The sequence below is a fragment of the Bacillus sp. LR_5 genome (assembly GCF_042709275.1).
The window spans coordinates 1-6379 of the sequence record NZ_JAVAXX010000328.1 but is presented as its reverse complement, the minus strand read 5'-3'; the positions used below and the strand labels follow the sequence as shown (position 1 = coordinate 6379).

General features: G+C 42.8%; 8 protein-coding genes. 1 reads left to right on the top strand and 7 read right to left on the bottom strand.

Going from position 1 to position 6379, the window contains the following annotated elements; translation table 11 throughout:
- Positions 1-51: 51 nt before the first annotated feature.
- The 6 genes from RAC86_RS33535 to RAC86_RS33510 form a co-directional block, all read right to left on the bottom strand.
- On the bottom strand, positions 52-594 hold the full coding sequence (locus tag RAC86_RS33535) for an SLOG family protein (protein WP_377886544.1): 543 nt from the start codon (positions 592-594) through the stop codon (positions 52-54).
- 88 nt (positions 595-682) lie between these two features.
- Positions 683-910 carry a spore coat protein CotD gene (gene cotD, locus RAC86_RS33530; RefSeq protein ID WP_010886551.1) on the bottom strand — a complete coding sequence of 76 codons (228 nt, stop codon included), beginning with the start codon at positions 908-910 and terminating at the stop codon, positions 683-685.
- Between the two features lie 83 nt (positions 911-993).
- On the bottom strand, positions 994-1122 hold the full coding sequence (locus RAC86_RS33525; protein WP_003230707.1) for a hypothetical protein: 129 nt from the start codon (positions 1120-1122) through the stop codon (positions 994-996).
- Positions 1123-1222: 100 nt separating this feature from the next.
- Complete coding sequence (mrfB, locus tag RAC86_RS33520) at positions 1223-2464, bottom strand: metal-dependent exonucleaseMrfB (RefSeq protein WP_377886543.1); 1242 nt, start codon at positions 2462-2464, stop codon at positions 1223-1225.
- 15 nt (positions 2465-2479) lie between these two features.
- Positions 2480-4729 carry an ATP-dependent helicase MrfA gene (gene mrfA, locus RAC86_RS33515; protein WP_377886542.1) on the bottom strand — a complete coding sequence of 750 codons (2250 nt, stop codon included), beginning with the start codon at positions 4727-4729 and terminating at the stop codon, positions 2480-2482.
- 102 nt (positions 4730-4831) lie between these two features.
- On the bottom strand, positions 4832-5338 hold the full coding sequence (locus RAC86_RS33510) for a PTS sugar transporter subunit IIA (RefSeq protein WP_029726788.1): 507 nt from the start codon (positions 5336-5338) through the stop codon (positions 4832-4834).
- A 137-nt stretch (positions 5339-5475) separates the two neighbouring features.
- Between RAC86_RS33510 and RAC86_RS33505 the strand changes: the two genes are divergently transcribed.
- Positions 5476-5895, top strand: coding sequence for an Hsp20/alpha crystallin family protein (locus tag RAC86_RS33505; RefSeq protein WP_004398640.1), 420 nt, complete (start codon positions 5476-5478; stop codon positions 5893-5895).
- A gap of 20 nt (positions 5896-5915) precedes the next feature.
- On the opposite strand, the gene RAC86_RS33500 is transcribed toward RAC86_RS33505, so the two are convergent.
- Positions 5916-6293 (bottom strand): YppG family protein, encoded by a 378-nt coding sequence (locus RAC86_RS33500; RefSeq protein WP_377886541.1) that lies wholly within the window; start codon positions 6291-6293, stop codon positions 5916-5918.
- Positions 6294-6379 lie beyond the last annotated feature (86 nt).

Below are 6379 nucleotides of genomic sequence, written 5' to 3'. Positions count from 1 at the left end.
CACATATATTTTTTCAGAAATCTGTACGGTTGTCAAATTTCTCTCTCATTGTTAGTAGCTGTCTTCCTCCACTGTCACTCTCAAGTCATCCATTGTAATAAAGTAGATGGGATAGCTATCCTGTTCGTGCCTTTTTTCCGCTGTCCCAAGCATATACTTAGGGGAGCCTTCCTTTTCCGGGTCATATAAAAGCAGAAGCCCGTCGGACTTATCAATGAAGAACTGATTTTTTTGTTTGAATTGAAGCGGGCTTTCATAAGGACGGTGAGTCAGGCTTGCTTCATAGTCTGCCTGAGCCAGAACTGCTTCATACTGTTCCTTATTCGGTTCTTTCCAGTTCTTTTCCTGCTCGTAAAATGGTGTGATGACAGCTACCTTTAAGTCAGGGTATTCCTCCTGCAAATCATATGCAACTTCTGCCGCCCACAGCTCAACTCCAAGCTGGCCCGAAATTAAAATCCATTCTAATCCTTCATCCAAAAAAGCAATCAGCCGGTTCTTAATGGCTTTTTTTATGTAATACAGCGCCTTGTCATCCTGCTTAAATATCCCCAGTTCAAACGGTTTATAGCCCGTTATTGCCAATACTTTCATCATTTCACCTGCTTTAAAAAATGGGGCTCCCGTGGGCCCCATTCGTTGTGCTGCATTGTTTACACCATCAAGCTGCACGTTTTCCATACTAGTAGTCGCAGCAAGGTTTTCCTGCTTGAAAATGCTGATGCGTAGCCGGGTCAACATTTGAGAAAGTGTGTGGAAAGTAGTGAACGTGCTGAAAATGCTGGTGGTTTACGTTTGTTGTATGCTGTGGGTGAATGTGCGGCACGATAGTCTTCGAAAACGTATGGTGTTCACAGCAATGAGTAGGATGGACAATTGGCGCCATCATATGCGGTCTGCAGTGATGCATGATAAAATCCCCTTTCCATAAACTTTATTACAATACTAAGCTATGAAAAATAAGGGGTACATGTTCTGATGCAAAGACCTATTTTAAAAGTGTGCAATTAAGCTGTCTTTAAAGTTTGAAAACACAAAAGCAATCAAAAATACCACAACAAAGAACAAGTAAAAAACACCCTTATACATACCAACTCTCCCTTTAAAAATAACTAACGTCATTTTACAGGATTCGCCGCTATTCTACAACAAAATCAATGTGAATTCAGCAAAAAAAATTCATGGCGAAACAAGTCGTCTTTTGCGCTTTCCCGGGGAATATTTAAGAGGAATATTTCCTCTTCAGCCGGGCAATTCTCACATGCAGTTTTTCAGTTTCTTTCTCTGATAAGCATGCCGTATCGCTAAGCAATTGCTCTGCTACTTGCAATGCTTTTCCGAATTCTTTTTTCTTATGCTCAAAATATTTCGCGAGCTCTATTACAGCAGCGTATCTGCACTTCTGGTTTTGCGAGCGGGACAGCTTTTCCCAAAGCGGCACTGCTTCTTCCAAGCGGTTTTGTTTTTTGTACAGGAGCGATAAATCCAGCCGTGCACTGTCCTGATCCTCAAACGATTTTTCTATAAGCCTTTCCAACTGCTTGATCGCTTGGTCCGTTTCCTTATGAGCCATAAACCATTTCGCCATAGCATAGGCTTCACTGTGTTCTTTTGGCGCATGTGATTCTGAAAGGATTTTTTTAGACATATGGATGTACAATGAAATGAGTGATAACACATCCATTTCATTATGATGCAGGACACCTTTTAAAAGATCCGGCTCTTGCGCCTTGATAAAATGAAAGTAAAGCATTGGCGCCAAGTAGCCCGGTGTGTCTTCTAGTCTGCGGATGCCGAGCTCCTCTTTTTCAACCGTGCCAAGAGATACGCGGTCCATTTTGTGTTTCCAGAGGCGTCTAGCTCCATGCAAAAGATCAAAGTGGCCAAATTCCGGAAGCTTCGGAAGTCTGTCACGGATCAAGGTGTGTCTTGTTTTCACCTGCGGCCAATCAAAGGCTTTGCCGTTGTAGGTCACAAGTGATGTAATGTCAACCTCGCTTAAAAAGCTTTGGTACAAGGCGACTTCGTTCCCCGGTTTGGGCAAAAGATGCTGTTTGACTGTCACTCGGTCTTCATAAACTCTCGCATGCCCAAGCAAAAAAATGGTATTCCCAGCTCCACCCCCAAGACCGGTTGTTTCTGTATCAAAGAAAAAGAGGTTGTTTTTGTTATACCCTTTTGCTGACAATGTATGCGACAGGCCGCTTTGATTCCACAGTGTGATCACTTCCTCAAGCTCAGAAAAGCTGTATAACCCATGGCGGTGAGAAAGCGGATATTCTACTTCTCTGATGAGGCAATATTCATCTTCGAAGATGAAAGGCTTCATGCCAAAAGCCTCCCACTCTTCTAAAAACGGGATGTCATCAAAGTGGTTTTCTTGTTTGCCTGCTTCTATTTTTTGTTCTCCTTCGTCGAGCGCCATGTGCTTTTTCATCCGTTGGAGTTTCCCTTTTAATGACATATCCAGCCTCCCTCCTTACGACATTTGATCCAACAGCTGCAAAATTCTTTCCTTTGCTTTTATCCCTTCTATTTCCGTACCTATACAAGACGGACAGCCGTCATGACAAGGACAATGTGTAATCAGTTGTTTCGCCGCTTCATTAATGTCTGAAAAACGTTTAAAGACTTCCTCCGCCAAACCGATACCGCCCGGATAATGATCATATAAAAATATGGTTGGCAATCCGGTATGGGCTGCTTTAATTTGAGAAACAACATGAACATCATTTCGATCACACATGATATACACAGGGACAATATGCTGGAGCACATTCGAGATGCCAAGAAGCAGCTGTTCCAGTGTCTTTTCCTCGATGTCTTCATCCGCTGTTTTGATTTCGAGCCAAGCTGCACTTGTATGCAGTTCTTCTTCCGGCAAATGAATAGGTCCAGACCCAATATTTTCAAAAGTGGTCATTTTTATTTTTTTAAAAATGGTCGGCAGGGCATTGACAGTGACGTCTCCGTAGTGCAATGACGTACGGCTTTTTTCTTTCGTTTTATCGATTTCTAATACCTTCAGCTGAACTGCCAGGTTTGCATCCGTATAATATTCGACATCGACTTTTCTGACATACGCCTTTTTATGGTCCCAATCGAGCTTCTCAACTTGATACTGAACGCCTTCATGCAAATATATCGCTTCATCATGCAAAAGCGTCATCGCACTAAAACGGTCCATTTCACCGATAATCCTTACATTTGCAATATCCGACTGATCAACTATAACGACATTTTCCTGGGAGGCGGAACGCAAACTGATGTTTGAAGCAGGGAACGACTCACTTGCCCAATGGTACCGTTCGCCGTTGCGGTGAAGAACAGCCTCTTCCTCAAGATACTCAAGAATATCACTGACTTCCATGGGTCCAAATTCTTCATCAGCTCTAAAAGGAAGCTCATAAGCCGCACACTTTAAGTGGTCTACTAAAATAATCAAATTCTCCGGATTGATTCTTGCAGATTCAGGCGAACGATTAAAGAAATATTCAGGATGCCGCACAATATATTGGTCAATCGGTGTTGAATTGGCTACCATGATAATCAAAGATTCACCGTGTCTTCTGCCGGCTCGTCCCGCCTGCTGCCAAGCACTTGCAACACTTCCGGGATACCCCGTCATTACACACACTTGCAGCTGGCCGATATCAACACCAAGCTCTAAGGCATTCGTACTGACCACTCCTAAAATGTCGCCTTCTCTCAGGCCTTTTTCGATTTCTCTTCGCTCTTTCGGCAGATAGCCTCCCCGATAGCCTCTGATTGATTTTGTTCCAATCTCTTTTTTCACAAGCTCCTGAATATGGCTTAAAATAATTTCCACCCGAACTCTGCTTCTGGCAAAAACAATGGTCTGCACTTTGTTTTTAAGGAACTCTTTCGCCAGTTCATTCACTTCTGCGGTTGCGCTCCTTCTAATATTCAGCGGTTTGTTCACAATTGGCGGATTGTAAAACACAAAATGCTTGCGTCCGCTCGGTGCGCCGTTGTCATCGACCAGCCGCATCGGTTTGCCTGTCAGCTGCTCTCCCAATTCCTTTGGGTTGGCAATTGTTGCGGAAGTACAAATAAAAACCGGATCACTTCCATAAAACCGGCAGATCCGCTTTAGCCGCCGGATCACATTTGCCACATGGCTGCCGAACACACCTCGATACGTATGAAGCTCATCGATGACGATATACTTAAGGTTTTCAAACAAACTGACCCATTTCGTATGATGCGGTAGAATGGCAGAATGCAGCATATCAGGGTTTGTAATGACAATATGACCTGCTTTTCTCACCTTTTGTCTGATTGCCGGAGACGTATCCCCGTCATATGTAAAGCTTTTAATATCAATGCCCATTTCATCAATAATTTCATTTAGCTCGCTCTTTTGGTCTTGTGCCAGCGCTTTAGTCGGAAATAAATATAACGCCCGGTTTGTTTCATCTTGGGCGATGGACTGCAGGACTGGGAGGTTGTAGCATAACGTTTTTCCTGATGCTGTTGGCGTTACGGTAACGATGCTCTCTCCTCTTTGCACATATTGAAAAGCGGAATATTGGTGAGTATATAGTTCATCAATGCCCCTTTTCGAAAGGGCCGCTTTGATTCTCTCGTCTATACTTTCGGGCACAGGCCTTGTTTTTGCTTCCCGAGGCTCAATTTCATGCCAATTCACAACGTTTTCATTTCCTTTTAAATCAGAAATGAGTTCAGTCAGTGATTTCTTTTTCATTCTTTACACCTCTTTGTCAAGTACAGTTTACCGAATATTTGTTTGCATGGCTAGGTGCAAATTTTATACAGTTGAATAAAAAAAGCAAGGCATACGCCCTGCTTATTTCGCTTTTATTGTAAGGAGCTTTGATTCGCCTTTACGAGCAGCCTTTTCGCCTGCCGGTACCATTGATCCTACAGCCTCACCATTCATTATAACGATTGGGATGACTGTGCTGCTCGCTTTTTCTTTTATTAATTCCAAATCACATGTAATCAGCGGGTCACCGACCTTCACTTTATCCCCTTCTTTAATGTGGGCAGTAAATCCTTCTCCGTTCATATTGACTGTCTCCAGCCCGACATGAATTAACAGCTCAATTCCCGAGCGAGTCCGAATGCCAACGGCGTGTTTGGTGTGGAAAATCTGAATGACTTCACCTTCAGCGGGAGAAACGATTTCACCGCTAGAAGGTTCCACTGCTATTCCTTCTCCCATCATTTTCTGTGAAAAAACAGGGTCCGGCACATCTGACAGGTCCATTACTGTACCGTCTGCCGGAGAATAAATAACCTCTTCTGTCACCTTTTCCTGAGTTTTGCCCATTCCGAATAATTTTTTCAGCAATGTATTTTCTCCCTTCTCATTCACTTCAACCGTTATCCCTTCATTCACCACTATTTAACCACACTTTCAATTTTGCTTCAATTTATAACAACATCTGGCATAGACGCATAATCTGGTTAAAAAAGGCGGTGGCGATATTGGAATTCCATGATGACAAAAAGAACGAACTGCAAAAGAAAGAAGAAATCATAACGGAGGCAATCGACACTCTTTTTCAATCCTCAGCGTTCGGCAACCTTATAAACGGATTTCAGAACCTAATCAACTCGAGTTTAAAGGATGTGCAGACGACCATACATGTCAGAGAAAGAGATACTGGGCTGTATATCGATATTACCATTCCGGCGACGTTTCGAGATGGCGAGATCGTCGTTGATGTTAAATCGAGGTATCTCCATGTAACACTCCAAGAAAAACAGAAACACCAAAATGAGGCTACCTTTACAAGCATGACAAGAACGGTTCAGCTGCCTTATGAAGTTCGCCAAGAAGATATGGAAACGTCTTGGAACGAGCAGACAATGACACTTTTCTTTCCAAAAAATAAGCATGAATGAACGATTCATTCATGCTTCTATCATTTAAAAAAGCTGGTAAATCCCTTTATTAAAGATCCGACCTGATTCATTGCACTCATTACTTGACCTGTCGTATCCATCATTTTATTAAAATCAAATTGCCCATTGGCTTTTTTGAACTGCGACATAATGCTTTGAAATTGCGAAGGCTGCTGTTGATTAGGCCTTGGGATAGGATAAGGGTTAGAAAATACAGGCGGCTGCATAGACATAGGCTGGATCGGAGCATAAGGCTGATAATAATCCTGCTGTCCATAATGCTGCTGAGGCAGTTGTTGCTCTAAATAACCGGGTGCAGCCTGCTGATAATATCCTTGCATATATTGAGGATAATAATAGCCCATTTGCCGAGGATAGCTTCGAGAGCTCCCGTTCATTGCGATTCCCCCCTAAACACAACATATTTCTCTTCTATATATGTATGAATGACTTCTATTGTTTGTGTCACAAGTGATGATTAGCA